Source organism: Streptomyces sp. NPDC054047 (assembly GCF_055585065.1).
Window position 1 is genome coordinate 134,354 of the sequence record NZ_JBVJKV010000008.1, and the last position, 26,739, is coordinate 161,092.

18 protein-coding genes and 1 pseudogene are annotated in these 26,739 nt (G+C 71.5%); 14 read left to right on the forward strand and 5 right to left on the reverse strand.

Annotation, left to right across the window (positions count from 1 at the left end):
- Positions 1–90: 90 nt before the first annotated feature.
- The 3 genes from ACZ6ZP_RS27275 to moeZ all read left to right on the forward strand — a co-directional run bounded on the left by ACZ6ZP_RS27275 (position 91) and on the right by moeZ (position 3,023).
- The gene (locus tag ACZ6ZP_RS27275) at positions 91–1,044 is read left to right on the forward strand and encodes an NAD-dependent epimerase/dehydratase family protein (RefSeq protein ID WP_351163556.1); all 954 of its coding nucleotides are present in this window, start codon (positions 91–93) and stop codon (positions 1,042–1,044) included.
- A complete protein-coding gene (locus tag ACZ6ZP_RS27280; protein ID WP_366461254.1) occupies positions 1,032–1,781 on the forward strand; it encodes a spherulation-specific family 4 protein in 750 nt (249 codons plus the stop codon). The genes ACZ6ZP_RS27275 and ACZ6ZP_RS27280 overlap by 13 nt, the downstream gene beginning before the upstream one ends.
- Before the next feature lie 63 nt (positions 1,782–1,844).
- A complete protein-coding gene (moeZ, locus tag ACZ6ZP_RS27285; protein WP_351163560.1) occupies positions 1,845–3,023 on the forward strand; it encodes an adenylyltransferase/sulfurtransferase MoeZ in 1,179 nt (392 codons plus the stop codon).
- A 97-nt stretch (positions 3,024–3,120) separates the two neighbouring features.
- Here the strand turns inward: moeZ and ACZ6ZP_RS27290 are convergent, their stop codons facing one another.
- The 3 genes from ACZ6ZP_RS27290 to ACZ6ZP_RS27300 form a co-directional block, all read right to left on the reverse strand.
- Entirely contained in the window at positions 3,121–4,686 is a 1,566-nt protein-coding gene (locus tag ACZ6ZP_RS27290) for an alpha/beta hydrolase (RefSeq protein WP_384311757.1), read from the reverse strand.
- An 89-nt stretch (positions 4,687–4,775) separates the two neighbouring features.
- Positions 4,776–6,329, reverse strand: coding sequence for an alpha/beta hydrolase (locus ACZ6ZP_RS27295; protein ID WP_469408733.1), 1,554 nt, complete (start codon positions 6,327–6,329; stop codon positions 4,776–4,778).
- 107 nt (positions 6,330–6,436) lie between these two features.
- Positions 6,437–9,313 carry a lysylphosphatidylglycerol synthase transmembrane domain-containing protein gene (locus ACZ6ZP_RS27300; protein ID WP_469408735.1) on the reverse strand — a complete coding sequence of 959 codons (2,877 nt, stop codon included), beginning with the start codon at positions 9,311–9,313 and terminating at the stop codon, positions 6,437–6,439.
- 200 nt (positions 9,314–9,513) lie between these two features.
- On the opposite strand from ACZ6ZP_RS27300, the gene ACZ6ZP_RS27305 reads away from it, so the two are divergent.
- The 6 genes from ACZ6ZP_RS27305 to nudC all read left to right on the forward strand — a co-directional run bounded on the left by ACZ6ZP_RS27305 (position 9,514) and on the right by nudC (position 20,998).
- Positions 9,514–10,011 carry an MGMT family protein gene (locus tag ACZ6ZP_RS27305; RefSeq protein WP_469408736.1) on the forward strand — a complete coding sequence of 166 codons (498 nt, stop codon included), beginning with the start codon at positions 9,514–9,516 and terminating at the stop codon, positions 10,009–10,011.
- Between the two features lie 272 nt (positions 10,012–10,283).
- Complete coding sequence (locus tag ACZ6ZP_RS27310; RefSeq protein WP_469408888.1) at positions 10,284–13,928, forward strand: ATP-dependent helicase; 3,645 nt, start codon at positions 10,284–10,286, stop codon at positions 13,926–13,928.
- A 174-nt stretch (positions 13,929–14,102) separates the two neighbouring features.
- A complete protein-coding gene (locus ACZ6ZP_RS27315) occupies positions 14,103–14,807 on the forward strand; it encodes a hypothetical protein (protein ID WP_351163571.1) in 705 nt (234 codons plus the stop codon).
- 141 nt (positions 14,808–14,948) lie between these two features.
- On the forward strand, positions 14,949–18,560 hold the full coding sequence (locus ACZ6ZP_RS27320) for an ATP-dependent helicase (protein WP_469408737.1): 3,612 nt from the start codon (positions 14,949–14,951) through the stop codon (positions 18,558–18,560).
- Positions 18,561–18,570: 10 nt separating this feature from the next.
- On the forward strand, positions 18,571–19,992 hold the full coding sequence (locus ACZ6ZP_RS27325) for a dipeptidase (protein WP_361464377.1): 1,422 nt from the start codon (positions 18,571–18,573) through the stop codon (positions 19,990–19,992).
- Positions 19,993–20,050: 58 nt separating this feature from the next.
- On the forward strand, positions 20,051–20,998 hold the full coding sequence (gene nudC / locus ACZ6ZP_RS27330; RefSeq protein ID WP_351163577.1) for an NAD(+) diphosphatase: 948 nt from the start codon (positions 20,051–20,053) through the stop codon (positions 20,996–20,998).
- Between the two features lie 31 nt (positions 20,999–21,029).
- On the opposite strand, the gene ACZ6ZP_RS27335 is transcribed toward nudC, so the two are convergent.
- Entirely contained in the window at positions 21,030–21,272 is a 243-nt protein-coding gene (locus ACZ6ZP_RS27335; RefSeq protein WP_160507106.1) for a mycoredoxin, read from the reverse strand.
- 45 nt (positions 21,273–21,317) lie between these two features.
- Here ACZ6ZP_RS27335 and ACZ6ZP_RS27340 point away from each other — a divergent pair.
- The 5 genes and pseudogenes from ACZ6ZP_RS27340 to ACZ6ZP_RS27360 all read left to right on the forward strand — a co-directional run bounded on the left by ACZ6ZP_RS27340 (position 21,318) and on the right by ACZ6ZP_RS27360 (position 25,334).
- Positions 21,318–23,631: pseudogene (locus tag ACZ6ZP_RS27340) on the forward strand (ATP-dependent DNA helicase UvrD2).
- Between the two features lie 163 nt (positions 23,632–23,794).
- A complete protein-coding gene (locus tag ACZ6ZP_RS27345) occupies positions 23,795–24,154 on the forward strand; it encodes a hypothetical protein (RefSeq protein ID WP_351163583.1) in 360 nt (119 codons plus the stop codon).
- 167 nt (positions 24,155–24,321) lie between these two features.
- Entirely contained in the window at positions 24,322–24,693 is a 372-nt protein-coding gene (locus tag ACZ6ZP_RS27350; protein WP_351163586.1) for a WhiB family transcriptional regulator, read from the forward strand.
- A complete protein-coding gene (locus ACZ6ZP_RS27355; protein WP_351163588.1) occupies positions 24,690–25,013 on the forward strand; it encodes a hypothetical protein in 324 nt (107 codons plus the stop codon). The genes ACZ6ZP_RS27350 and ACZ6ZP_RS27355 overlap by 4 nt, the downstream gene beginning before the upstream one ends.
- 129 nt (positions 25,014–25,142) lie before the next feature.
- The gene (locus ACZ6ZP_RS27360) at positions 25,143–25,334 is read left to right on the forward strand and encodes a hypothetical protein (RefSeq protein ID WP_361464372.1); all 192 of its coding nucleotides are present in this window, start codon (positions 25,143–25,145) and stop codon (positions 25,332–25,334) included.
- A gap of 25 nt (positions 25,335–25,359) precedes the next feature.
- On the opposite strand, the gene ACZ6ZP_RS27365 is transcribed toward ACZ6ZP_RS27360, so the two are convergent.
- Positions 25,360–26,736 carry an ABC1 kinase family protein gene (locus ACZ6ZP_RS27365; RefSeq protein WP_361464371.1) on the reverse strand — a complete coding sequence of 459 codons (1,377 nt, stop codon included), beginning with the start codon at positions 26,734–26,736 and terminating at the stop codon, positions 25,360–25,362.
- Positions 26,737–26,739 lie beyond the last annotated feature (3 nt).

Below are 26,739 nucleotides of genomic sequence, written 5' to 3' on the forward strand. Positions count from 1 at the left end.
GGCCTTACCCCGTGCATTACGGCAACCCCCTGAAGGAGAAACCCAGATGAGCACCCCCAGCATCCGAGAATCCGACCCGGGAGCCGCCCGATGAGGGTGCTGTTGATCGGAGCCAACGGATATCTCGGCCGGTTCGTCGCCGACCGGCTGCTCGCCGACCCGGCGGTGCAGCTCACCGCGCTCGGCCGCGGCGACGACTCGGACGTACGGTTCGACCTCGCGAGCGGCAGCCCCGGCGCGCTCACCCGCTTCCTGGACGCCGTCCACCCGGGCGTCGTCATCAACTGCGCGGGGGCCACCCGCGGCGGTGCCCGCGAGCTGACGCGGCACAACACCGTCGCCGTCGCCACCATCTGCGAGGCCCTGCGCCGCAGCGGATGCGGGGCACGCCTCGTCCAGCTGGGGTGCGGTGCCGAGTACGGGCCGAGCCAGCCGGGCTCCTCCACCGCGGAGGACGCCGTGCCCAGGCCCGGCGGACCGTACGGAGTCAGCAAGCTCGCCGCCACCGAGCTGGTCCTCGGCTCCGGTCTCGACGCCGTCGTCCTGCGGGTGTTCTCGCCCGCCGGGCCCGGCACCCCGGCGGGCTCGCCGCTCGGGCGGCTCGCCGAGGCCATGCGGCGGGCCATGCAGGCCGGTGACGGCGAGCTCAAGCTCGGGGGCCTTGGCGTGCAGCGGGACTTCATCGACGTACGCGACGTGGCGCGCGCCGTGCACGCCGCCTCGCTCTCCGCGGCCCAGGGGATCGTGAACATCGGGGCGGGCCGCGCCGTGCGGCTGCGCGACGCGGCGGCCGTCCTGGCCCGCGTCGCGGGGTACGGCGGAGCCCTGCACGAGCTCGACCAGGGGTCCCTGCGGCAATCCATCGGGCACCCCCGCACCGAATCCGACCACGGGAGCCCGGCCGCCTACCCCTACCCGGACGGGTGCGGCAGCTGGCAGCAGGCCGACGTGCGCACCGCGCGCGACCGGCTCGGCTGGCGCCCCCGGATCAACCTCGAAGAATCACTCGCCGACATCTGGATGGAGGCGGCATGCCGCATCTGACAAGGACCGGCACAGGCTCCGCACACACCGACGTACGTCTCGGCTTCGGCATCCCGGGCTTCGCGCACCCCCTGGTCGCCCCCGCCGAGTGGTCGCAACTCACCCGCCCCGGAGCCCCTTTGCACTGGGTCGTCCTGAACGTGAGCAGGGGACCCGGGGACCGGCCCGACCCGCACTGCCTGGAAGCGGCGGGACGGCTGCGGAACGCGGGCGTGCGTGTTCTCGGTCACCTCGACGTGATGTACGGAGCGCGCGGCTTCGGGGAGATCATCTCCGACGCGCACCGCTACCTCGACTGGTATCAGGTCGACGGCTTCTCGCTGGACCGCTGCCCCACCGAGCGCGCCGCGCTCCCGGAGGTGCGCAGGACGGTCACGACGCTGCGCGCGCTCTGCGACGACGCGCACATCGTCCTGGGTCACGGCACCCATCCGTACCCCGGATACGCCGAATCCGCCGACCAATTGGTGACCTTCGCGGGCCCCTGGAGCGACTACCGCTGGTCACAGGTGGCGGAGTGGACCGCCGACTACCCACCCGAGCGCTTCTGCCACTTCGTGCACGGGATGCCGCGCGGCCATCTCGACGAGGCGCTGCGCATCGCACGCTGGCAGGGCGCCTCGACGATCTACTTCACCGACCGGGTGGACGGCGGGGGAGCGGACGACCCCTGGGAGTCGATGCCCGGGTACTGGGACGAGATCGTCTCGCGCATCGGAACGGGTGTCTCGGAATGACGAGGGGCGTGGCAGTGTTACGGAGAGAACCACCGTTCCGAAATACCGACCAACGGAGTCCCCGTGTCGCTGCCACCCCTGGTCGAGCCAGCATCTGAGCTCACCGTCGACGAGGTTCGCAGGTACTCCCGCCACCTGATCATCCCCGACGTCGGGATGGACGGGCAGAAGCGGCTGAAGAACGCCAAGGTGCTGTGTGTCGGCGCCGGCGGCCTCGGGTCACCGGCGCTGATGTACCTCGCCGCGGCGGGCGTGGGCACGCTCGGCATCGTGGAGTTCGACGAGGTCGACGAGTCGAACCTGCAGCGCCAGATCATCCACAGCCAGGCCGACATCGGCCGCTCCAAGGCGGCGTCGGCGAAGGACTCCGTCCTCGGCATCAACCCGTACGTGAACGTGATCCTCCACGAAGAGCGGCTCGAGGCCGAGAACGTGATGGACATCTTCAGCCAGTACGACCTGATCGTCGACGGCACGGACAACTTCGCCACGCGATACCTGGTCAACGACGCCTGCGTGCTGCTCAACAAGCCGTACGTATGGGGTTCGATCTACCGCTTCGACGGCCAGGCGTCCGTCTTCTGGAGCGAGCACGGCCCGTGCTACCGCTGCCTCTACCCGGAGCCCCCGCCCCCCGGCATGGTCCCGTCCTGCGCGGAGGGCGGCGTCCTCGGCGTGCTCTGCGCGTCGATCGGCTCCATCCAGGTCACCGAGGCGATCAAGGTCCTGGCCGGCGTGGGCGACCCGCTGGTCGGGCGCCTGATGATCTACGACGCCCTGGAGATGCAGTACCGCCAGGTCAAGGTCCGCAAGGACCCGGACTGCGCGGTCTGCGGCCCGAACGCCACCGTCACCGAGCTCATCGACTACGAGGCCTTCTGCGGCGTCGTGTCGGACGAGGCCCAGGAGGCGGCGCTCGGCTCGACGATCACTCCCAAGCAGCTCAAGGAGTGGATCGACGCGGACGAGAAGATCGAGATCATCGACGTGCGCGAGCAGAACGAGTGGGAGATCGTCTCGATCCCCGGCGCCAAGCTGATCCCGAAGAACGAGTTCCTCATGGGCACCGCCCTGGAGGGCCTTCCGCAGGACAAGAAGATCGTCTTGCACTGCAAGACGGGTGTCCGGTCCGCGGAGGTCCTCGCCGTGCTGAAGTCCGCGGGCTTCAGCGACGCGGTGCACGTGGGCGGCGGCGTGATCGGCTGGGTCAACCAGATCGAGCCCGAGAAGCCGATCTACTAGGCGTAGCGCCTGAACGGAGAGGGGCCCGCACCTGGTGAAGGTGCGGGCCCTGTCGCCGTAAGGGCTCGTCCTCAAACGCCGGACGGGCTGAACCCCCTCAGGACTCGCAGACCTTGCCGTCCTTCGGGGCCTTGCCCTCCAGGAGGTAGTCGTTGACCGTGTCGTCCACGCAGCCGCTTCCGCTGCCGTACGCCCCGTGGCCCTCGCCCTTCCAGGTCAGCTCGACGCCGACGCCCTTGCCCAGCTCGTCCGCCATCTTGCGGGCGCCTTCGTAGGGCGTGGCCGGGTCTCCGGTGTTGCCGACGACCAGGACCGGGGCCGCGCCGGGAGCGCTCACGTCCGGGGAGTCGTGCAGCCCGGCCACCGGCCAGTCGTGGCACCAGCCCGCCGTGTCCCAGCCCATGAACTCGCCGAAGACCGGCGATATCTCGCGGAACTCACCGAGCTGCCGCTTGGCCTCGGCGGGTGTCGTCCGCGCCTTGCCGTCGCGGCAGGAGATCGAGCGCTGCGAGTGGCTCGCCGTGCTGTAACTGCCGGAGGCGTCACGTTCGTTGTACGCGTCGGCCAGCTGGAGCAGCGCCGATCCTTCGCCCTTCTCCGCCTGCTCCAGGCCGCGGGTCAGGGCGGGCCAGCTCTGCTTGCTGTACAGCGTGACCGTGATGCCGGTGAGCGCCAGGGACTGGGTGAGCCTGCGGTCGCCCGATCCGGGCAGCGGCTCGGCGTCGAGGCGCTTGAGGAGGCGCACTATCTTCCGCGAGCCCGCCTTCGGGTCCTGGCCCGAGGACTTCAGGTAGTTCTCCAGGGCGCGCTGGAATCCCCGCGCCTGGTTCTTGGCGTGGCCCACCGAGTCCGCGCTGGGGTCGACGACGGCGTCCAGGGTGAGGCGCCCCACCCTCTTGGGGAACAAGTGGGCGTATGTGCCGCCCAGTTCGGTGCCGTACGAAACGCCCATGTAGTGCAGCTTCTCGTCGCCGAGCACCTGGCGCATCACGTCCATGTCCTGGGCGGCCTCGACCGTCGAGACATGGCCCAGGAGCTTGCCCGAGTCCTTCGCGCAGCCAGCGCCGAAGTCGGCCGCGTCCTTGAAGTACGCCGCTTCCTCGGCCGGGGTGTCCGGAGTGAGGTCGACGGATTCGGCGGCCTGCGTCTCCTTGTCGCTGCGGCAGCGCACGCCCTCGCTGCCCGCGACCCCGCGCGGGTCGAAGCTCACCAGGTCGTACCGCTCGCGCAGCGTGTCGTACATGTCCGCGAACGACGGCAGCATGGAGACGCCGGAGCCGCCGGGCCCGCCGAAGTTGAACAGGAGCGAGCCGATGCGCTCGCCCTTGCCGGTGGACCTGGCGCGGATCAGCGCGACGTCGATCGTCTCGCCGTCCGGCTTCGCGTAGTCCAAGGGGACCTTGAGGGTCGAGCACTGCCACTCGGAGCCGGGCGCGGGGTCGCTGCCGGTGGCCTTGCAGCCGCCCCAGTCGAGCTTCTGGGCGGTGAGCGCCGCGGGCAGCGTGGAGGAGGGATCGGGCTTCGGCGACTGCTCGGGGCCGGTCGGCGCGGGCTTCGCGTCGTCCTTGCCCCCGTCCCCGTCCGAGCCGCCGCAGCCGACGGCGAGCCCCGCCACCAGAACCCCTGCGGCGGCCAGAGCGGCTGACCGTACGAAACGCGGCATGGAGCGCTTCCCCCCTCGGAAAGACAGTCAAGCCATAGTAGGCGGGGCCACCGACATCGATCCGGGCGGGCCGAAGCGGCCCCGCCCCGTCACGAGCAGACCGTGCCCTCCTTCGGCACCGTGCCGTCCAGCAGATATCCGTTCACCGCGCCCCGCACGCACGTGTTCTTGCTGTCGTACGCCCCGTGCCCCTGGCCCTTGTACGTCAGCTCGACGCCGACGCCCTTGCCCAGCGCCTGCGCCATCTTCTTCGCGCCCTCGTACGGCGTGGCCGGGTCGCCGGTGTTGCCGATGACGACGATGGGCGGCGCGTCCGGCGCGCTGACGTCCGGGTGTTCGGCGGCGCCGTCCACCGCCCAGTCGGTGCAGCCGACCATGCCCCACGCCAGATAGTCGCCGAACAGCGGCGACGCCTCACGGAACCCGGGGAGCTTCTCCTCGACGTACTGCGGTGTGTAGCGCGCCTTGTCGTCCGCGCAGTTGATGGAGATGTTGGCGGCCTGGATGTTGCTGTACGTGCCGTCTTCGTTGCGGCCGTTCATGGAGTCCGAGAGCGTCATCAGGATTCTGCCGTCACCGTCGTACGCCTGGTCGAGACCCTCGGTGAGGTAAGGCCAGAAGTCCTTGGAGTACAGCGACTGCGCGATGCCGTTGGTGGCGGCGGTCTGCGTCAGTTCGCGCGGGGGCAGCCCTGGCAGCGGCTTGTCGTCCAGGTCGTCGAGCAGCTTCGCGATCTTGTCCTTGACGTCCTGCTCCGTGTCGCCGACAGGGCAGTCGTCGACCTGCGACGTGCAGTCCTTGGCGTAATTGTCGAGCGCGAGCTGGAAGCCCTCGGCCTGGCCGAGCGAGCCCTGCTCCGCCGTCTCGGTGGGGTCGACGACCGCGTCGAAGACGGCACGGCCCACCTTCTTGGGGAACAAGTGCGCGTAGACGCCGCCCAGTTCGGTGCCGTACGAGATGCCGAAGTAGTGCAGCTTGTCGTCGCCGAGCACCTGGCGCATCAGGTCCATGTCGCGGGCCGCGTCGGTGGTGCGCACGTGGGGGAGCACCTTGCCGGAGTTCTTCTCGCAGGCTCCGTTGAAGCCCTTCACGTTCTCGACGAGCTTCTTCCGCTCGGCGTCGTCGTCGGGCGTGGAGTCCTCCTGGAAGTACGCGTCGAGCTGTTCGTCGTCCTCGCAGGTCACCCCCGCGCTGCGGCCGACGCCGCGGGGGTCGAAGCTCACCAGGTCGTAGCGGGTGCGCAGCTTGGCGTACTCCTCTCCGAAGGCGGGCAGCGTGGTGATGCCCGAGCCGCCGGGGCCGCCGAAGTTGAAGACGAGCGAGCCGATCCGCCGGTCCTTCTCGCCGCTCGCCGCGGCGCGGATCAGGGCGATGTCGAGGGTGTCCCCCTTGGGCTTGTCCCAGTCGAGGGGGGCCTTCATGGTGGCGCACTGCCACTCGGCGCCGCCGGGCAGCGGAGAGGGGGCCTCGCCGCCGCCTTCGGACGAGGCGGGCGCGGGGCAGTCCTTCCAGCTGAGCTCCTGGGCCGACAGATCTGTGTCCTTGGAGGCCTCGGACTCCTTGGAGTCGTCACCGCCGCAGGCCGCGAGGGTCGCAGACAGCAGGACGACGGTGGCGGCGGCACGCGCCTTGTGGTTGGGCATGCTTCCCATCCTGCGGGGGGCGCAGACGGGGCGCACGGCTGCTTCGGCCTTCCGTGGACCGGCGTCCCTCTCCGGGAGAAGCCCTTCTCCCGGAGAAGGCCCTTCCTTTAAAGAAGGCCCTTCCTGGTCAGGTGGTTGAAGAACAGCCACCCCGGGAGCACCGGCAGCCACAGCGTGAGGAGCCGGTACAGAAGCACCGCCGGCGCCGCCACGTCCTTGGGCACGCCCACCGCGACCAGTCCGAGGGTGAGCGTCGCCTCGACCGCACCGATACCGCCGGGGGTGGGCGCCGCCGAGCCGAGCGCGTTGCCGGCGAGGAAGACCACGGCGACGCTGGCCAGGCTCAGCGTCGTCATCTCCGTACTGCTGAAGGCCCGTACGGAGGCGTCGAGGCAGAGCACGAACAGCAGCGTCAGGAGCAGCATGCCGCCGATGCCGGTGAGCAGCTTCTGCGGGCGCTGCAGCACGTCGAGCATGCGCGGCACGACACCGGCGAACAGCGACCGCACGCGCGTGACCACGAACTTCCGCAGGAACGGGATCGCGGTCACCACGAGCACCAGCACCGCGACCGACAGGAGACCGGCGATCACGGTGCGGGACGGCGACAGGGACGGTGTCTTCTCCGTGCCGGTCACATAACCGAAGATCATCAGCAGCATGATGTGCGAGCCGAGCCCGAACAACTGCGAGGCGCCGACGCTCGCCACCGCGAGGCCGGAGCGCACTCCGGAGCGTTGCAGGAAGCGCGTGTTGAGCGCGACACCGCCCACCGCGGCGGGCGCCACGATCTTCACGAACGAACCGGCGACCTGCGCCTGCACCGCCCGCAGGAACGGCACACGTTCCGGCACGAAGCCGAGCAGGCTCATCGCCGCGGCGAAGTAGCTCAGCGCCGAGCACGCCACGGCCACCAGGACCCAGCCCCACTCGGCCTCGCCGATGATCGTGTTGAAGTCGACGTGGGTGAGCTGCGAGAGCAGGAAGTACGCGCCGATGGCACCGGCGATGAAGCTGATCAGCGTGCGCGGCCTGATGCGCTCCAGCTGGGCGGGCTCGACGGGCGCCTGCGGACGGATCAGCAGCACCTGGTGGCGGATCTGGGTGAGCAGGTCCTCCTCGCGGGCCTGGTCGAGCGCGACGTCTATCGCCTGCTTCTCGGCCTGCTTCTCCGCGCGCACGGTCTTGCGGTCGGGCCCCTTGGCGCCCTCGGCGGTCTCCACCGCCTCCGCCGCCACTGCCGCGTCCGCCTCCGCCGCGCGGGCCAGCTTGTCCTGGCGGGACGCCTCCAGGACCGCCTCGCGCTCGCGCTGCGAACGCTCCCGCGCCAGCTTGCGCAGGGTGCCGCGGGTGGAGCGCGTCAGGGCGATGGGCTGGAGCAGCGGCAGACAGTCGGCGACCGAGTCCGGGCCGAGCACGTCGACCGCGGTCGCGACCGCGCGCTCGGCGCCCACACGCAGGCCGAAGGCGGTCAGGAGCTGGGCGATGTCCATCCGCAGGACCAGGTCGCCCGCGGCGATCTCACCGCCCCGCAGATCGGTCAGGATCACCGTGCCGGAACGATCCACCAAGATTGCGTCGCCCGCGAGCCTGCGGTGCGCGATCCGCCGCGACTGGAGCGCCTGCACCTGCCGCCAGGTGTCGCACAGCAGCTCATCGGTGATGACGTCGTCCGGCAGGGAGTCCAGGGTGCGGCCGCCCGTGTGCTCGTAGACGAGTATCACCGCGTCGGGACCGAGCTCGGAGGTGGCGATCAGCTTGGGGGCGTTGGCCCCGGCCGCGATCGCCGCGTACGCCAGGAGCGCCTCCTGCTCCAGGGCCTGGCGCAGCGACTGCAGGCTGCGGCGCTGGGTGATGCCGCGCAGGGTGAGCCTGCGCCAGACGCGGTAGAAGAAGCCCTGCGCCTGTTGCTCGCGGTCGATGACCGTGACGTCCAGGGGCGGGCCGTCCTCCAGGGTCACGAAGTAGCGGCGGCCCCGGTCGCCGTGCTCGCTGTCCGGGGAGTCCTCGCGGGCCGCGCTCACCGGGTGGAAGCCGACGTGCCGCAGACCGGCGAGGAGCGTCTGGCCGGTGGGCCGTACGTTCGGCGAGCCGACCGCGTAGAGCGTTCCGTAGGCCACGCTCCAGCCGAGCAGGACCGTCAGGATGATCGAGAACGGCGTGGTGTAGCCGGTGACCAGCATGGTGAAGGCGTCGAGCAGCAGCACCACCCACAGGACGACGCGCCAGCGTGGTCTTCGGGACATCCCGACGGCGGTCATGTACGCGATGACGGGCGCGAGATAGCCGTGCACGGGGTCGGTGAGCGCGTGCAGATCGCCGGGCGAGGGCCGGGTCAGCGCCTCCTGGATGGAGCCGGGGGCGGCCTTGGCGACCCAGAGGTCGGTGGCGAGCGTCACGCCGTGCGCGAGAACGGCCGCCAGGACGCCGTCCGCGATGCGCAGACCGTCCCGCTTGACCAGGCGCTCGATGGCGAAGGCGACGGGAACGAGCAGGACGCCGATGCTCGCGGTCAGACCCGCGAACTTGATCAGGAGGTCGGGCGCCTGGTCCGTGCCCTTGTCGATGTCCTGGGCGAGACCCGACGTCGTGCCGTGCGCGAACGCGGCGATGGCGAGGACCACGGCGATGCCGAGGATGCCGACGAGCAGCCGCATCAGGTCCGAAGGACGGTGCACGCGCGCGGCGAGCAGCGGTTCGTCACCGGCGACGCGGTCGGTGTGGGCTTCCTCGCCGTCGGCGCACGCGTCCGGGACGAAGGCCACGGGCGCGTCCTGCTCGGCGCCGGGCCGTGCGTCCTGGTCGGTGCCGGGCCGCGCGTCCTGGTCCGCGCCGGATTCCCAGCCGGACTCCCGGTCGAAATCTCGGCCGGACTTCTGGACCGTCTCGTGCTTCTCGTGCTTCTCGTGCTTCTTCAGGGAGTGCCCACCGGTGTCCGGGTGCGCCTCGGCCGCAGGGGTGCCCGCCGACTCATCGGGGTGCACGTCCTGCTGCTCCGTCGCCTCTTCTTGATCTCGTATCACCAGTCACCGCCCGCACGATGGTGGCATGCCACACCGACAGAGGGGGGCATCAGGGTGCAATGCGGGGGCGCAAAGTGTTCACCGAGCTCCAGTTTGTCTCGTACCGCACACTCTGTCGCGGGCCGGTCACGGTGTCGGTGGGGTACGGCAGGATGGACCGGATGAGCGAGGAGAGCGAGAGCGGACCGGAGCAGGGGCTCACGGCCTACCCGGAGTACGCCGAGCGGGTCTTCGAGGTCGCGGAGCTGATCCCTCCGGGACGGGTGATGACGTACGGGGACGTCGCGGAGTGGCTCGAGGAGGGCGGCCCCCGGCAGGTCGGCCGGGTGATGGCCCTCTACGGGGACGCGGTTCCGTGGTGGCGCGTGGTGCGCGCGGACGGGCGTCTGCTGCCGGGCCACGAGCTGCGGGCGATGGGCCACTACCGCGCGGAGGGCACGCCGCTGCGTGAGGCGGGCCGCGCGTCCGAAGGGCATGTGCCGCGCCTGGACATGCGGCGGGCGCGGTGGGACGGCGCCGTCCGGGACGGGGCCGCTCGGGGCGGGGACACGGCTCTGCGCGACGGCGACCGCGCGGCGCGTGGCGGCGACGCGGCGCGTGGCGACGCGGCGGGCAGTGGCGGTGCCGCTCGCCCGCAGGCTCCGGGGGCTCACACCTGACAGCTTCGGCCATCCCGCGGCGTCGTGGGGGACCGGTGGCCCGTACGGGGGAAGCCACGCGTCCCGCACGCCCGCTGGCGTAGCGTCGACAGCACGCATTTCTCTCACCCCGCAGCCATCGCGCAGCCGTATGACAACCCGTACACCCACCAGGACCGGCGACCCACGTGAGCTCCACTTCTTCCGCCCGGCACACCCGGCACCCGTCGCACCCCCAGGTGCGACAGGGGGCCCAGGGCGCCTATCGGCTGGTGCGCACCGCGCCGGTCCACGTGGACCCCCCTCGTCTTGACGCACGGCAGCGTGCGGTGGTTGACCACCCCGGAGGGCCGCTGCTCGTCCTGGCGGGGCCGGGCACGGGCAAGACGACGACGCTGGTGGAGTCCGTCGCCGCGCGGATCGCCAAGGGCACGGAGCCGGAGCGGGTCCTCGTCCTCACCTTCAGCCGCAAGGCCGCGGTGGAACTGCGCGACCGCATGGCGCTGCGCATAGGAGCGGCCAACGCCCCGCAGGCGACGACCTTCCACTCCTTCTGCTACGCCCTCATCCGCGCCCACCAGGACGCGGACCTGTTCGTCGAGCCCCTCCGACTCCTGTCCGGTCCCGAGCAGGACGTGGCCGTACGGGAGCTCCTGGCGGGCCAGATCGACCTGGCGGGGGAGGGGCGCTCCCACGTCCGCTGGCCGGACGAGCTGCGCGCCTGCCTGACGACGCGGGGCTTCGCCGACGAGGTGCGCGCGGTGCTCGCACGGAGCCGTGAACTGGGGCTCGGCCCCGACGCCCTGGATGCCTTCGCCCGCCGGGCGGGGCGGCCGGACTGGGGCGCGGCAGCGGCGTTCCTCGCGGAGTACCTGGACGTACTCGACATGCAAGGAGTGCTCGACTACGCGGAACTCGTGCACCGCGCGGTGCTGCTGGCGCGGCGTCCCGAGGTCGCGCGGGCGCTGGGCGCGCAGTACGACGCGGTGTTCGTGGACGAGTACCAGGACACCGATCCCGCGCAGGTGCGGCTGCTGCACGCGCTGGCCGGGGGCGGGCGCTCCCTCGTCGCGTTCGGCGACCCGGACCAGTCGATCTACACCTTCCGGGGCGCCGACGTGAACGGCATCCTGGAGTTCCCCTCCGAGTTCCCGCGCGCGGACGGCACGGAGGCGCCGGTCGAGGTCCTGACGACCTCGCGCAGGTCGGGCTCCGGCCTCCTGGCGGCCACGCGCCTGCTCACCCGCCGCATGCCGCTGACGAGGCTGCCCGCGGAGAAGGTGCGGGCCCACCGGGATCTCGCGGCGGTGCGGGACGGGGGCCGCGTCGAGGCGTACACCTACCCGACGTCCGGCGCCGAGCTGGACAACATCGCGGACATCCTGCGCCGCGCGCACCTGGAGGACGGCGTCCCCTGGGGCGAGATGGCGGTCCTGGTCCGCGCGGGAGCCCACACGATCCCCGCGGTCCGCCGCAGCCTCACCGCGTCCGGCGTCCCCCTGGACATCGACGGCGACGACATCGCCCTGCGCCACGAACCGGCGATCACGCCATTGCTGACGGCGCTGCGGGCGGTGGCGACGGCGGTGGTTTCACAGGGGGCGGCTTCTGGGGTGGAGACGGGGGCGGAGCCCGAGGCTGGGCCGGAGTCCGAGACTGGGGCTGGGCCGGGGTCCGAGGGCGGGGTTGCGCCGGGGTCCGAGAGCGGGGCTGGGCCGGAGTCCGAGACCGGGGCTGCCCCGGTGTCGGAGCTCGGGTTCGCGGCCGAGCCCGTCTCTGAGGCCGTGGCCGAGTCCGAGCCTGTCTCTGAGGCTGTGGTCGAGTCCGAGCCTGTCTCTGAGGCTGTGGTCGAGTCCGAGCCTGTCTCTGAGGCTGAGGCCGTGGCCGAGCCTGAGTCTGGTCCGGCGCCCCAGTCCCAGTCCCAGTCCCATTCCGAGTCCGAGTCCGAGCCTGCCTCCGACCAGGACCCCCTCTCGGACCCTGACCCTGACCCTGAGCCCGACTCGGACCCCGGCCCTTCAGCCGCCTCCGGATCCGAGCCCGAAGCCACCGCCCCCACCACAACCTGGCTCGACACCGAGACGGCCCTGGACCTTCTCACCTCCCCCCTCGCCGGCATGGACGCCGCCGATCTCCGGCGGCTCGGGCGGGCGCTGCGGGCGGAGGAGCGTGCCGCGGGGAATCATCTGCCGCCGTCCTCCGACGTGTTGCTGACCCGTGCGCTCGCCGAACCGGAGCGGCTCGTCGCGCACGATCCCGCGTACGCGCGCGGCGCCCAGCGGCTCGGTGCGCTGCTGCGCAAGGCCCGCGAGCGGCTCGCGGGCGGCGGTACCGCGGAGGAGGCGCTCTGGGAGCTGTGGGACGGCACACCGTGGCCGCGCCGCCTGGAGCGGACCGCACGCCGCGGTGGCGCCGCCGGGCGCAACGCGGACCGGGATCTCGACGCGGTCTGCGCCCTGTTCGCGTACGCCTCCCGTGCCGAGGAACGCACCGGAGGCCGCGGCGCCCTCAACTTCCTGGAGGAGACCGAGGCGCAGGACATCGCGGCCGACACCCTCATGCGCAGGGCGGTGCGCCCCGACGCCGTACGCCTGATGACGGCGCACCGTTCCAAGGGCCTGGAGTGGCGGCTCGTGGTGGTCGCGGGAGTCCAGGAAGGCCTCTGGCCCGACCTGCGCCGCCGTGGCTCCCTCCTGGAGGCCGACCGCATCGGGAGGGACGGCCTGGCCGAACCCCTCACCCCCGGAGCGCTCCTCTCCGAAGAGCGCCGGTTGTTCTACGTGGCCGCCACGCGCGCGCGTGAACGCCTCGTCGTCACCGCCGTCAAGGCGCCCGCGGACGACGGAGACCAGCCATCGCGCTTCCTCACCGAACTCGGCGTCGAGCCCAAGGACGTCACGGGCCGCCCGCGCCGCCCCCTGTCCGTCTCGGCGCTCGTCGCCGAGCTGCGCTCCACCACCGTCGACCCCCGCGTCTCGGAGCCCCTGCGCGAGGCCGCCGCCCACCGCCTCGCCCGGATCGCCGCGCTGAGCGACGCGGACGGGCGCCCCCTGGTGCCGTCGGCGCACCCGTACCGCTGGTGGGGCATGTACGAGCCGACGGCGAGCGAAGTCCCCCTGAGGGACCGCGACAAGCCCGTCGTCCTCTCCGGAAGCGCCCTGGACCAGCTCGCCAACACCTGTTCCCTGCAGTGGTTCCTGGGCCGCGAGGTGAAGGCGGACGCCCCCGCGACCGCCGCCCAGGGCTTCGGCAACGTGGTGCACGTCCTGGCCGACGAGGTCGCGTCCGGCAGGACCCCCGCCGACCTCGCCGTCCTCATGGAGCGCCTCGACTCGGTCTGGGACGCGCTGGCCTTCGACGCCCCCTGGAAGTCGGCCCAGGAGAAGGAGCACGCGCGCGTGGCGCTCGAACGCTTCCTCCAGTGGCATGTGACGGACCGCGCGACCCGCACCCCCGTCAGCAGCGAGCACGACTTCGACGTGACCCTCGAAGCGGGCCCCTACGAAGTACGCGTACGCGGCTCCATGGACCGCGTCGAGCAGGACGCGCAAGGACGTGCCTACGTAGTCGACTTCAAGACCGGCAAGCAGACCCCCACCGCCGCCGAGGTGGCCCGCCACCCGCAGCTCGCCGTCTACCAGCTCGCCCTCCGCGAGGGCGCGGTCGACGACGCCTTCGAAGGCGTACGTCCGGAGGCGGGCGGCGCCGAACTGGTGCAGCTGCGCCAGGGCGCCGCCAAGAAGGACGGCGGCGAGACCTTCCCCAAGGTGCAGGCCCAGGAGCCGCTCGACGGGGAGTGGGTGGGCGACCTCCTGGCCACCGCCGCGGGCAAGGTCCTGGACGAGCGTTTCTCACCCACCACGGGCCAGCACTGCACGCACTGCGACTTCCGCGCCTCGTGCAGCGCGCGCCCGGAGGGCCGGCAGGTCGTGGACTGACTCGGGCTGACCCCCGGAGGCAACCAGCGGGCGGCAGCCAGCGCGGTTGGTGGCCAAGCTCACGTCACGGCACTCGCGTTCATAGCAGCCTCACAGGCCATCTAAAGTCTCGGTAAAGCTGATTTGTGCACCAGTGGACCCTCCGATCGTGCACCTTCCCGAGGAGATACAGACATGGCAGCCAACCGGAAGCTCCTGGCCGCGGCAGTCGCATGTGCCGCCGCCTTCGTCGGCATCACGGGCTGCTCCAGCGAGGAGAAGGATCCCTTCGAGGGGATGAGCGCCGACAAGATCGCCAAGAAGGCGGCCGACGCGTCCAAGGGCGCGGGCTCTTTCAAGGTCACCGGTGAGGGCAAGCAGGACGGCAAGCCGCTCAACGTCGACTTCTCGGTCGCCAAGTCCGGTGACTGCAAGGGCAAGATGGACGGCGGTGCGGACGGCACGGCCGAGCTCCTGGTGTCCGGCGACAGCCAGTACATGAAGGGCGACAAGGCGTTCTGGAAGGACGCCATGGGCGGCAGCGGGGCCGGCGGTCAGGCCTCGCGCCTCGAGGGCAAGTGGGTCAAGTCGCCCAACGCCGAGGGCAAGGGCGTCTGTGACGCGGACGCCATGTTCCAGTCCAAGGACCTCAAGAAGCTCAAGCGCGAGAAGGACTCCGAGGTCGACGGCAAGAAGGCGGCCGTGCTCACGAAGAAGAAGTCGGGCAAGAAGACCACCTTCTACGTCGCCGCCGAGGGCAAGCCGTACTTCCTGAAGGTCGTCACGACCGGCGAGGAAGACCCGGGCACGATGGCCTTCAGCGACTACGGCTCGCCCGTCTCCGTCAAGGCCCCGGCGCCGAACGAGGTCATGGACCTCGAAGAGCTCATGAAGTCCTGACGCCCGACAGGTCCTGACGCCCGACAGGTCCTTGCGCCCGACAAGTCCTGATACCTGACGACTCCTGGCGCCAGCAGCGACGGCGGCCACCGACAGCCGGGGATGCCCCGATTGTCAGTGGCCGCCGCTAGCCTCTCTGACGTGTCACCTCGTATCACCGACCCCGAGCAGCTCAAAGAGCTCCTCGGCATCCCGTTCACCCCGGAGCAGACGGCCTGCATCACTGCGCCGCCCGCCCCGCAGGTGATCGTGGCCGGAGCCGGGTCGGGCAAGACGACGGTGATGGCGGCCCGCGTGGTCTGGCTCGTCGGCACCGGCCAGGTCGCCCCCGAGCAGGTCCTGGGCCTGACGTTCACGAACAAGGCGGCCGGTGAACTCGCCGAGCGGGTGCGCCAGGCGCTGATCAAGGCCGGGGTCACCGACCCCGAGGCGCTCGACCCGGACCATCCGCCGGGCGAACCGGTCATCTCCACGTACCACGCCTTCGCGGGCCGCCTCCTGACCGACCACGGGCTGCGCATAGGGCTCGAACCCACCGCGAGGCTGCTCGCCGACGCCACCCGCTTCCAGCTCGCCGCACGCGTGCTGCGCGAGGCGCCGGGCCCCTATCCCGCGCTGACCCGCTCCTTCCCCGACCTCGTCAGCGACCTCCTCGCACTCGACAGCGAGCTCGCGGAGCACCTCGTGCGCCCCGACAGGCTCCGCGCGTACGACACCGAGCTGCTGCACGCCCTGGAGGGCGCCAAGCTCTCCAACGCCGACCTGCGCAAGGTGCCGGAGACGGCGGCGGCCCGGCTCGAACTGGCCGAGCTCGTCGGCCGCTACAGGGAGGCGAAGCGCGCCCGCGACCTTCTCGACTTCGGCGACCAGATCGCCCTCTCCGCGACGCTGGCCGACACCCGCGCGGAGGTCGGCGAGATCCTGCGCGAGGAGTTCCGCGTCGTCCTGCTCGACGAGTACCAAGACACGTCGGTCGCCCAGCGCATCCTCCTGGCGGGCCTCTTCGGAGGCGGCACGGGCCACCCGGTGACGGCGGTCGGCGACCCCTGCCAGGCGATCTACGGCTGGCGCGGCGCCTCCGTGGCGAACCTCGACGACTTCCCCGAGCACTTCCCGCACGCCGACGGCCGCCCCGCGGCGCGCCACGCGCTCAGCGAGAACCGCCGCAGCGGCGGCCGCCTCCTGGACCTCGCGAACGGCCTCGCGCAGCCGCTGCGCGCGATGCACGCGGGCGTGGAGGCCCTGCGGCCCGCCCCCGGCGCCGAGCGCGACGGCATGGTGCGCTGCGCCCTGCTGCGCACGCACGCCGAGGAGATCGACTGGCTCGCCGACTCCATCGCGCACCTCGTGCGCACCGGAAAGGCCCCCGGAGAGATCGCTGTCCTGTGCCGCACGGCGACGGACTTCGCGCAGATCCAGGGGGCGCTGGTCGCCCGGGACGTCCCCGTGGAGGTCGTCGGTCTCTCCGGGTTGCTGCACCTCCCGGAGGTCGCCGACCTCGTCGCCGTCTGCGAGGTGCTCCAGGACCCGGGCGCGAACGCCTCCCTGGTGCGCCTGCTGACCGGCCCGCGCTGGCGCATCGGCCCGCGCGACCTCGCCCTCCTGGGCCGCCGCGCACGCCTTCTCGTACGCCATGGGCACGCGGCTCCCGACGACCCGGACCGGCGTCTCGCCGAAGCGGTCGAGGGGGTCGACCCCGCCGAGGTGATATCGCTCGCGGACGCTCTCGACACGTTCCTGGAGACGCCCCTGGACGCGGACACGGAGGACGACGGCCTGCCCTTCTCGCCGGAGGCGAGGGTGCGGTTCGCCCGGCTCGCTGCCGAGCTGCGCGACCTGCGCCGCTCACTGGCCGACCCGCTGATGGACGTGCTGCACCGGGTGCTCGCCGTCACGGGCCTTGAGGTCGAGCTCTCCGCGTCGCCGCACGCCCTCGCGGCCCGCCGCCGCGAGACGCTCTCGAACTTCCTGGACGTCGCCGCGTCCTTCGCCGCCAACGACAGCGGGGCGAGCCTGCTGGCCTTCCTCGCCTTCCTGAGGACCGCCGCGCAGTACGAGAAGGGCCTGGACAACGCCCTGCCGGGCGGCGAGAACACGGTCAAGGTGCTCACCGCCCACAAGTCCAAGGGCCTGGAGTGGGACGTCGTGGCCGTCCCCGGCCTGGTCACCGGGACGTTCCCCAGCACCCAGGGGCGCGAGAAGTGGACGGCCCAGGGCAAGGTCGTCCCGCACACGCTGCGCGGGGACGCGTCGACCCTGCCCGACATCGAGGCGTGGGACTCCCGGTCCATGAAGGCGTTCCACGAGGACATGAAGGAGCACCAGCGCACCGAGGAGCTCCGCCTCGGCTATGTGACGTTCACCCGCCCCCGCTCGCTGCTCCTGGGCTCGGGCCACTGGTGGGGCCCTTCGCAGAAGAAGCCGCGCGGCCCCTCGGACTTCCTCCAGGCGCTGTACGACCACTGCGCGGTGGGTCACGGGGAGATCGAGGCCTGGGCGGACGAACCGGAGGAGGGCGAGGAGAACCCCGCCCTGGTGGAGGGCGCCGCCGAGCACGCGTGGCCGCTCCCGCTGGACGACGCGTCCCTGGCCCGCCGCAGGGCCGCCGCGCAGACGGTCCTGACGCATCTGGACCGCCTGACGGGCGATCTGACGGGCGACCTCACGGGGGAGGGGGCGCCGGACGACGCCCGCTCGCACGAAGAGCCCCACCCGTCGGCGTACGACGACGTGCCCCCGGCCGAGGACCCGGACTGGCCGCCCCCTCCGGAGGACGAAGAGCCGCCCGAAGGTGTCCCCGAGGACCCTGAGGACCCCGAGGGCTGGGACTCCTGGACCGCGGCCCGCCCGGCGATCCCGCACCAGGCAGCGGCCCCGCCCACCGAGCCCGAAGCGCGCCCGCACCCCGCCGACGCCGCTGCCGACGCCCCTGTCGAGGCCCCTGTCGAGGCCGCTGCCGAGGCCGCCCCGGAGGACGCCCGCCCCACCCCGGAGCAGGCCCGCCTCACCCCGGAGGAGGCCCGCACCCTCGCCTCCTGGGACCGTGACCTGGACGCCCTCACCGGCGAACTCCTGCGCGCCCGCGAAGCGATAAGGGACATCCCCGTCCCCGCCTCCCTCACCGCGTCCGAAGTACTGCGCCTGGCAGCCGACCCGGAGGGCTTCGCGCAGGAGCTCGCCCGCCCCATGCCGCGCCCGCCGCAGCCCGCGGCCCGCCGCGGCACCCGCTTCCACGCCTGGATCGAGACCCGCTTCGAAGAGCTGCGCCTCCCGCTGCTCGCCCCCGACGACCTGCCGGGCGGCGGCCTCGGAGAGGCCGAGATCGCCGACGAACGCGATCTGGACGCCCTCAAGGAAGCCTTCGAGCGCACCGAGTACGCCCACCGGACCCCTCACCGCGTCGAGGTTCCCTTCCAGCTGACGCTCGCGGGCCGCGTGGTCCGCGGCCGCATCGACGCGGTCTACAAGGAGGTCGACGGCGACGACGTGACGTACGAGATCGTCGACTGGAAGACAAGCCGCACCCGCACCGCCGACCCTCTCCAGCTCGCCGTCTACCGCCTGGCCTGGGCGGAGTTGCACGACGTGCCCCCGGAATCCGTGAAGGCGGCGTTCCTTTACGTGCGCAGCGGCGAGACCTCCCGCCCCGCGTACCTGCCGGGCCGGGCCGAACTGGAGCGGATCCTGCTGGAGGAACCGGGCGGGCAACCGGGTGACGAACCACCGGACGGATCGGCTCCCGGGGGCGGCTAGGCTCGTGACCATGAGCCAGTCCGTTGACAGTGACGTCAGTGGCGTCAGCGCCGTTCGTACGTACATCCAGACCCACCGTGCCGCCTTCCTCGACGATCTCGCCGAGTGGCTGCGCATCCCGTCCGTGTCGGCACAGCCCGACCACGCGGACGACGTGCGGCGCAGCGCGGAGTGGCTCGCGGCCCAGCTCAAGGAGACCGGCTTCCCGACCGTCGAGGTCTGGGAGACGGCGGGAGCGCCCGCCGTCTTCGCCGAGTGGCCCTCCGGGGACCCCGAGGCCCCCACGGTCCTCGTCTACGGCCACCACGACGTGCAGCCCGCGGCCCGCGAGGACGGCTGGCACACGGACCCCTTCGAGCCCGTCGTCCAGGGCAACCGCCTCTACGCGCGCGGTGCCGCCGACGACAAGGGCCAGGTGTTCTTCCACACACTCGGTGTCCGCGCCCACCTCGCCGCCACCGGCCGCACCGCCCCCGCGGTGAACCTGAAGCTCCTGGTCGAGGGCGAGGAGGAGTCGGGCTCCCCGCACTTCCGCGCGCTGATCGAAGAGCACAAGGAGCGCATCGCGGCCGACGCGGTGATCGTCTCGGACACCGGCATGTGGGCCGAGGACACCCCCACGGTCTGCACCGGCATGCGCGGCCTCGCCGACTGCGAGATCGAGCTGCGCGGCCCCGACCAGGACATCCACTCGGGCTCCTTCGGCGGCGCCGTCCCGAACCCGGCGACCGCCGCCGCGCGCCTGGTCGCCGCGCTGCACGACGAGCACGCGCGCGTGGCCGTCCCCGGCTTCTACGAAGGCATCACCGAACTCACCGACCGCGAGCGCGAACTCTTCGCCGAGCTGCCCTTCGACGAGGAGCGCTGGCTGCGCACGGCCAAGTCGCACGCGACCCACGGAGAAGCGGGCCACACCACCCTGGAGCGCATCTGGGCCCGCCCCACCGCCGAGGTGAACGGCATCGGCGGCGGCTACCAAGGACCGGGCGGCAAGACCATCGTCCCGTCGTCCGCCTTCCTGAAGCTCTCCTTCCGGCTCGTCGCGGGACAGGACCCGGACCGCGTCGAAGAAGCCGTCCGCACCTGGGTCGCCGACCGGCTGCCGGACGGAATCAGCCACACGATCACCTTCGGCGCCGCCACGCGCCCGTGCCTGACGCCGCTCGACCACCCCGCGCTGCAGTCCGTCGTACGGGCGATGGGGCAGGCCTTCGAGCAGCCGATCCGCTTCACCCGGGAGGGCGGTTCGGGACCGGCGGCCGATCTCCAGGACGTCCTGACCGCCCCCGTGCTCTTCCTGGGCATCTCCGTGCCGTCCGACGGCTGGCACGCACCGAACGAGAAGGTCGAACTCGATCTGCTCCTCAAGGGAGTCGAGACGACGGCCTACCTGTGGGGCGATCTCGCCGAGCACTGGCGCGATGCACACTGAGTCCCGCCTTGTCGACCTTGCCGCACCACCCATTCCATCGGGGGAGTTGGAAGCACCTGTGACCACCTGGACCGAACGCACCGCTGACCGTCCCGTCTCGCTCACCGCGCCGAGCGGCATCGATCGCGCAGCCCACCACCGCCTCGACGAGGCCTGGCTCGCCGCCGCCTGGAGCCACCCCACGACACGGGTCTTCGTGGTCTCCGGCGGTCAGGTGCTCATCGACGAGACACCGGACGGCAGCACCGAACTGGTGATGACGCCGTCCTTCGAGGCGCCCCTCACCGAGGCCCACCGCTACTTCCTGGGCACGGACGAGGACGGCGTCAGCTACTTCGCGCTGCAGAAGGACTCCCTGCCCGGCCGCATGGACCAGCAGGCGCGCCCCGCGGGCCTGCGCGAGGCCGGACTCCTCCTGTCGCCCCGTGACGCGGGCCTGATGGTGCACGCCGTCGCCCTGGAGAACTGGCAGCGCCTGCACCGCTTCTGCTCGCGCTGCGGCGACCGCACCGTCATCGCGGCGGCCGGCCATATCCGCCGCTGCCAGGCGTGCGGCGCCGAGCACTACCCGCGTACGGACCCTGCGGTGATCATGCTGGTGACGGACGACCAGGACCGCGCGCTCCTGGGCCGCCAGGTGCACTGGCCCGAAGGCCGCTTCTCGACGCTGGCGGGCTTCGTGGAGCCGGGCGAGTCCATCGAGACGTCGGTGCGGCGCGAGGTCTGGGAGGAGGCCGGCGTCATGATCGGCGACGTCGAGTACGTCGCGAGCCAGCCCTGGCCGTTCCCCTCCAGCCTGATGCTGGGCTTCATGGCCAACGCCACCTCGTCGGAGATCAACGTGGACGGCGAGGAGATCTCCGAGGCGCGCTGGTTCTCCCGGGAAGACCTGCGGGCCGCATTCGAGTCCGGGGAGGTCCTGCCTCCCTACGGGATCTCGATTGCGGCCCGACTGATCGAGCTCTGGTACGGAAAGCCCCTGCCGAAGCCGGGCACCGTCGGCTAGGGGGCCCGTCCCGCGGGCGGGCCCCGGTCGCTCAGGCGGCCAGCTTCTGCTTCACCTGGGCGAGCGACGGGTTCGTCAGGGTCGAGCCGTCCGGGAAGAGAACGGTGGGAACCGTCTGGTTTCCGCCGTTCGCCTTCTCGACGAAGGCCGCGGAGTCCGGGTCGTGCTCAATGTTGATCTCGTTGTACGTGATGCCCTCGCGGTCCATCTGGCCCTTGAGCCGGCGGCAGTAGCCGCACCACGTGGTGCTGTACATCGTCACAGTGCCCGGCATGTGTCTCGCGCTCCTTTGTTGCTCGGGGTGCGTCATCGCAATGACCTGAACGTACGTGACCCGGCCACCATTCCCGCATTAGTACGACCGCAGTGGCCTCCCTGTGGACAACCGGGCTCACGGGCCTCCGGCGACCTGGCAGCATGGCGGGGTGACAGCAGCAACGCACTCCACCCTCTTCCCGCAGGTCCCGGACTCTGCCGACGCGGTGCTCGCCGGGCTCGACCCCGAGCAGCGCGAGGTGGCCACCGCCCTGCACGGGCCGGTGTGCGTCCTGGCAGGTGCCGGGACGGGCAAGACACGGGCGATCACGCACCGGATCGCCTATGGCGTGCGTGCCGGAATCCTCCAGCCGGCCAGCGTGCTCGCCGTCACGTTCACCAACCGCGCGGCGGGCGAGATGCGCGGCCGGCTGCGCCAGCTCGGCGCCTCCGGGGTCCAGGCCCGCACGTTCCACTCCGCCGCCCTGCGCCAGCTCCAGTTCTTCTGGCCGAAAGCGGTCGGTGGCTCGCTGCCCCGGATCGTCGACCGGAAGATCAAGATCGTCGCGGACGCGGCGGCCGCCTCCCGCATCCGCCTGGACCGCAATGAACTGCGCGACGTGACGAGCGAGATCGAGTGGTCCAAGGTCACCCAGACCGTCCCCTCGGACTATGCGGCCGCCGCCGCGAAATCGGGCCGCCTCATCCCCCGGGACGCGGCGGAGATCGCCCAGATCTACGGCGCGTACGAAGACCTCAAGCGCGACCGCTCCGTCATCGACTTCGAGGACGTCCTGCTCCTGGCCGTCGGCATCCTCCAGGACCGCCACGACATCGCCGACCAGGTCCGCGCCCAGTACCAACACTTCGTGGTCGACGAATATCAGGACGTCAGCCCGCTCCAGCAGCGCCTTCTTGAGCTGTGGCTCGGCGACCGGGACAACCTCTGCGTCGTCGGTGACGCCAGCCAGACGATCTACTCCTTCACCGGCGCGACCCCCGACCACCTGCTGAACTTCCGCACCCGCCACCCCGGAGCGACGGTCGTCAAGCTCGTCCGGGACTACCGCTCCACGCCCCAGGTCGTCCACCTCGCCAACGGCCTGCTCTCCCAGGCCCGTGGCCGCGCCGCCGACCACCGCCTCGAACTGATCTCCCAACGCGACGCCGGAGCCGAACCGGTCTACGTGGAGTACGCGGACGAGCCGGCCGAGGCCGAAGGCGCCGCCCGCCGCATCCGGTCCCTCATCGCCGACGGCGTCCCGGCGAGCGAGATCGCGGTCCTCTTCCGCACGAACTCCCAGTCCGAGATCTACGAACAGGCACTCGCCGACGCCGGTGTGCCCTACCAGCTGCGCGGCGCCGAGCGCTTCTTCGAGCGCACCGAGGTCCGGGAGGCGGGCGCGGCCCTGCGCGGCGCGGCCCGCTTCGGGGGCAACGACTCGCTGCTCGACGACGTCATCGACCTGCCCTCGCAGGTGCGGGCCGTCCTCTCCACGAAGGGCTGGACGACACAGCCCCCGGCAGGCTCCGGCGCGGCCCGCGACCGCTGGGAGTCCCTGGCGGCCCTGGTGCGCCTCGCCGAGGACTTCGCGTCGGCCAAGGCCGACGCGACGCTCTCCGACCTCGTGGGGGAACTGGACGAGCGCGCGAGCGCCCAGCATGCGCCGACCGTCCAGGGCGTCACCCTCGCCTCGCTGCACGCTGCCAAGGGCCTGGAGTGGGACGCCGTCTTCCTGGTCGGCCTCGCCGAGGGCATGATGCCGATCACGTACGCCAAGACCGACGAGCAGGTCGAGGAGGAGCGCCGCCTCCTGTACGTGGGCGTGACCCGGGCCCGCGTCCACCTCTCCCTCTCCTGGGCGCTGTCCCGCTCACCGGGCGGCCGCGCGGGCCGCCGCCCCAGCCGTTTCCTTGACGGGCTGCGTCCGGGCTCGGGAGCGGGCGCCGGAGCGCGCGCCGCGGGCGGCGGACCCGGCGGCATCGAGCGTGGCACCGGCGGCGAGGAGAGCGGCGTCGCCAAGAGCCGCCGGCGGACCAGCAGGTCACCGGCCAGGTGCCGGGTCTGCGGGCGGACCCTGACCGACGCGGGCGAGATGAAGCTGATGCGGTGCGAGGACTGCCCGTCCGACATGGACGAGGGACTCTACGAACGCTTGCGGGAGTGGCGTTCGGGCCAGGCGGAGCTGCTCGGCCAGCCCGCGTACTGCGTGTTCACGGACAAGACCTTGATCGCCATCGCGGAGGCCGCGCCCGACGAAGAGGGCGAGCTGGCCCGGATCCCCGGCGTCGGCGTGCGCAAGCTCAACCGCTTCGGATCTGATGTCCTCGCCATTTGTGCAGGTGGAGAGCCTGTAAGGGGCGCCGATGGCAACTGATTCAAACTCGTCGAAAAAATAGTTTGCGCATGCGCAAGGAAGACCCATAGGTTCTTAAGCACGGGAACGGCGGCTTCTCCGAAGCCCTCGCCCCGTGCTGTACTTAATAGCCCGCAGGATCGGTTCCGGCCGATCCCATAGACGCCGAGAGGAGGCGATTCCAGTGATCAGCAGCAACGAGAGCTTCATCAGCACCGTGAAAATGACCGATCGCTCGGTCGTCGCTTCCTGCCTGCTCGGCTTCTCGAACCTGGGCACCGGTCTGTCCGGTGGCATCGCTGCCGCCGCCAACCGTCCGGAGTCCTCCGTCCTGCCCATCGCCCTCCCGCGCGTTCTCAACGTTCTTCCGATGCGTGAGGTCAATGAAGGCAGCGAGCGAGCGACCAAGGCACCGGAAGCAGTAGTGACCCAGGCACAGGCCTATGCCTTTGCCGCAGCCGGTGCCGGATCCAAGAAGCAGACGACGCAGCACCACACGATGTGGGCCTTCCGTGGGCTCGAACCCTGGAGTGATCCAGTCTGATCGTCGATCAGACCGGCGCCTTCAGGGCCGCGGAACCCCACCCGGGATCCGCGGCCCTTCTGTTTTCCCCAAAACGGGATGACGGAGCGAAGGGGCCGAGCAAGACCCGGTACCAGCCGCCAACCGGCCGACCCAGGCCGGCACGACCAGACGAGGAAAACACCACCGTGCAACTCGAAGCGCACGCCCCGTCCGTACCGCCTTCAGCGACTCTCCCCCCGCCCGTTCCCACGGAGGACCCGACCTTGACTCCCCTGACCGCGCTCACCGCGCTCGACGACGCCATCGAGAACCTCGGCGTACCCGTTCCCTGCCGTGCCTACGACCCCGAGGTCTTCTTCGCCGAGTCGCCCGCGGACGTCGAGTACGCCAAGTCCCTCTGCCGTACCTGCCCGCTGATGGAGGCCTGCCTGGCCGGCGCCAAGGAGCGGCGTGAGCCGTGGGGCGTCTGGGGCGGAGAGCTCTTCGTCCAGGGTGTCGTCGTTGCCCGCAAGCGGCCGCGTGGCCGTCCGCGCAAGAACCCGGTTGTCGCCGCATGAACGCCACCGGAACGATCGATCGCCCCCTGACGCACGACCCCAAGAAGCAGGCCCCGATGAAGGCAGCCACCGCTGAGCCCGCAGGCTCCGCCACCCCAGACTTCACCACCACCGGTGCGAACGACTCGCGCCAGAACAGGACCCGCGAGATGCAACTCATCCCAGAAGCCCTGGCTCGTGCACATATGCACGAACGCATGCGTGAGGCCGAGGCCGAACGCCCGGCCGCCCGTCTGATGGCGGCCCGCCGGATGCAGCGCCGCGCCGAGCGCGCGTCGCTGCGCGCCCGGCGCGCGCTCGCCATCGCCGTCATGCAGTGACGGCCGACGCGACGAGCCGACGCGCTGACTGAGCAACACCACCCAGCCCGCGGGGGCCGGTCCGAACGGACCGGCCCCCGCGGTGCGTTGTGCCGGGCGAACCTCTCGGAGCGGCGATATGGTCGCCGGGTGGACCAGCAGACTCCTCAGCCCGCGGGCGCCGAGAATCTTGTGTGTTCCCGCTGCGGCACGGTCGCCGAAGGAGCACCGCTCACCTGGACCTGCTCGGTGGAGAACGGCGTCCGCCGCTACTTCTGCGACTCCTGCGCCCGCGAGAACCTCAGGGCCATCGAAGGACGGCTCGACTCTCCGTGGTGGTGAGGGCGGACCACGGCGTCAGGCCCGGTCAGGCTCCGGCCGCAGGATCTTCCGCCTCCTGCTCCTCCAGCTCGTCCGGCTCCTCCTCCAGGAAGCCCGGCAGCCACTCCTCGAGCTCGTCCCGCATCCGCACCGTCGCCCCGAGCTGACAGAGCACCCCGATCGTGCTCAACGTCACACGGTGGATCAGCAGATACGACGGCGGGAGGTTCAGCCGCTTGCCCAACTGGTAGGCGGGGGAGCGTGGATCGGCCACCCGTGCCGCCTGGCCGCGCATCCAGCCGCGGGTGAAGGTGAACTCCTCCACCAGCATCGGTTCGATGATCGGCAGCAGATAGTCGAGGACCGCGTCCGGTTCGAGCTCGACGGACTCCTGGACGAAGTCCTCCTCGCGCAACATCGCGTAGACCGCGTCGGCCTCGCCGTCGAGCGTCATCCGCAGGGAGCGGCCGATGGTCGGCGGCAGCCCGCCGGGCAACCGGTCCACCGTGCCGAAGTCCAGGACCCCGAGCCGCCAGCCGTCCTTCTCGTCGGGCAGCAGCCGGAAGTTGCCCGGATGCGGATCGGCGTGCAGCAGGCCGGTGCGCGCCGGGCCCGAGAAGAGGAAACGGGCAAGGAGCTGTCCCGCCCGGTCCCGCTGCTCCTGCGTGCCGTCCGCGATCACGTCCGACAGGGGCACCCCCTCGATCCACTCGGTCACCAGGACCTGCTCGCACTGGTGCACCACATCGGGCACCACGACATCGGGGTCGTCCGCGAACTCCTCGGCGTGCGCGTGCTGGGCCTGGGCCTCCAGGCTGTAGTCGAGCTCCTCGGAGACCCGGTCGCGCAGCTCCGCGATGAGCGGCTTGATGTCCATCCCCGGAATCAGCGGTCCCAGGAGCCGGGCGAACCTGCTGAGTTGGTTCAGATCGGAGAGCAGCGCCTCACCGGCCCCCGGATACTGCACCTTCACGGCGACCTCGCGCCCGTCCGCCCACAGCGCCCGGTGGACCTGGCCGATCGACGCGGCGGCGGCCGGCTTGTCGTCGAACTCCAGGAACAGCTCGCGCCAGTCCTCTCCGAGCCGCTCAGCGAGCACGGCGTGCACGGTGCGCGTCGGCATCGGCGGCGCCGCTTCCTGCAGCTTCGTCAGCGCGGCGCGATACGGCCCCGCGACCTCCTCGGGCAGCGCCGACTCGAAGACCGACAGGGCCTGGCCGAACTTCATGGCCCCGCCCTTGAGCTCGCCGAGCACCTTGAACAGCTGCTCCGCCGTGCGCTGTTGCAGCTCACGGCCGACGATCTCCGCGGACTTGCCCCCGATCCGCTTGCCGAGCCCCCAGGTCGCCCGCCCGGCGAAGCCGAGTGGCAGCGCGGCCAGTTTGGCGGTACGGGTTACCGCCTTCCGGGGAAGATCAGACATGCG

Coding starts and splice junctions, on each gene's coding strand:
- ACZ6ZP_RS27275 (WP_351163556.1), top strand. CDS start 91: ATGAGGGTGCTGTTGATCGGAGCCAACGGATATCTCGGCCGGTTCGTC.
- ACZ6ZP_RS27280 (WP_366461254.1), top strand. CDS start 1,032: ATGCCGCATCTGACAAGGACCGGCACAGGCTCCGCACACACCGACGTA.
- ACZ6ZP_RS27290 (WP_384311757.1), bottom strand. CDS start 4,686: ATGCCGCGTTTCGTACGGTCAGCCGCTCTGGCCGCCGCAGGGGTTCTG.
- ACZ6ZP_RS27295 (WP_469408733.1), bottom strand. CDS start 6,329: ATGCCCAACCACAAGGCGCGTGCCGCCGCCACCGTCGTCCTGCTGTCT.
- ACZ6ZP_RS27305 (WP_469408736.1), top strand. CDS start 9,514: ATGAGCGAGGAGAGCGAGAGCGGACCGGAGCAGGGGCTCACGGCCTAC.
- ACZ6ZP_RS27315 (WP_351163571.1), top strand. CDS start 14,103: ATGGCAGCCAACCGGAAGCTCCTGGCCGCGGCAGTCGCATGTGCCGCC.
- ACZ6ZP_RS27325 (WP_361464377.1), top strand. CDS start 18,571: ATGAGCCAGTCCGTTGACAGTGACGTCAGTGGCGTCAGCGCCGTTCGT.
- ACZ6ZP_RS27335 (WP_160507106.1), bottom strand. CDS start 21,272: ATGCCGGGCACTGTGACGATGTACAGCACCACGTGGTGCGGCTACTGC.
- ACZ6ZP_RS27355 (WP_351163588.1), top strand. CDS start 24,690: ATGAACGCCACCGGAACGATCGATCGCCCCCTGACGCACGACCCCAAG.
- ACZ6ZP_RS27365 (WP_361464371.1), bottom strand. CDS start 26,736: ATGTCTGATCTTCCCCGGAAGGCGGTAACCCGTACCGCCAAACTGGCC.